The organism is Dokdonella fugitiva (assembly GCF_004342425.1).
Classification (GTDB): Bacteria; Pseudomonadota; Gammaproteobacteria; order Xanthomonadales; family Rhodanobacteraceae; genus Dokdonella_A; species Dokdonella_A fugitiva.
Genome location: NZ_SLWQ01000030.1, coordinates 1 through 1,177, shown reverse-complemented (window position 1 = coordinate 1,177; position 1,177 = coordinate 1). Strand labels below are relative to the sequence as shown.

Here is a 1,177-nt window from a genome sequence, read left to right as displayed (position 1 = left end):
GGAAGGTCTGAACAAGTCCGTCCCATTGTGCTGAGATAGTGCCACTACCCGACGAGGAGCGCGCGCGATGGACCAGATGAGCTTTGGCGACGGGGAGTACGCGAGCAAGCGCAAGCGGACACGCCGGGAGACGTTCCTGGCGGAGATGGAGCAGGTGATTCCGTGGACGATCCTGTTGAATCTGATCGAACCGGTGTACCCGAAGGCGGGGAACGGCCGGCCGCCGTATCCGCTGAAGGTGATGCTGAAGGTCCACCTGATGCAGAACTGGTTCGGGCTGAGCGATCCCGCGATGGAAGAGGCGCTGTACGAGATCGCGTCGATGCGACAGTTCGCGGGGCTTTCGTTGACCAAGCCGATCCCGGATGAGACGACGATCCTGAACTTCCGACGGCTGCTGGAGAAGTACGAACTGGCGGCGGAGATGCTGTCGCGAGTGAACGGCTATCTGACCCGCAAAGGGCTGATGCTCAAGCGCGGAACGATCGTGGATGCAACCATCATTGCGGCGCCCAGTTCGACGAAGAACGCGGAAGGCGAACGCGATCCGGAGATGCATCAGACGAAGAAAGGCGAGCAGTGGTACTTCGGCATGAAGGCACACATTGGCGTGGATATGGACTCGGGCCTGGTGCATACGGTGACGACGACACCGGCCAATGAGGCCGACGTGAGCGAAGCGGAATACCTGCTGCACGGCAAGGAACAGGTGGTTTACGCCGACGCGGGGTATACCGGAGCCGACAAGTGCGCAGCCCGCAAAGGTCTGGACTGGCAGATCGCGCGCAAGCGCGGCAGCGTCAAGGCGTTGCCAGAGGGTCGTGAGAAGCGGTCGATCGAGAAGGAAGAGAAGCGCAAGGCCAGCATCCGGGCGATCGGGGAGCATCCGTTCCGTGTGGTGAAGCGCCAGTTCGGCTATGCGAAGGTTCGCTTCAAAGGGCTGGCGAAGAACACCGCCCAGATTCTCACCCTGTTCGCGCTGTCGAATCTGTGGATGGCGAGAAAGCGATTGTTGGCTCTGACGGGGAAGTTGCGTCCGCAGATGGCCTATTGAAGACGAAAAGCCGCAAACAGCGGCTTTCGCGGCGAGATTTTGGCAACTTTGCGCCAGGTTTCGATGCCGGTTCTGCAAATCGTGCTTCTGGCATGGGGCGGCGAGGGCTTATTCAGACCTTCC

General features: G+C 60.6%; 1 protein-coding gene. It reads left to right on the top strand.

The genetic code is table 11. The annotated features are described in order from the left end of the window. Window positions 1–67 precede the first annotated feature (67 nt). Entirely contained in the window at window positions 68–1,054 is a 987-nt protein-coding gene (locus EV148_RS18235; RefSeq protein ID WP_132000280.1) for an IS5 family transposase, read from the top strand. Window positions 1,055–1,177: the final 123 nt, after the last annotated feature.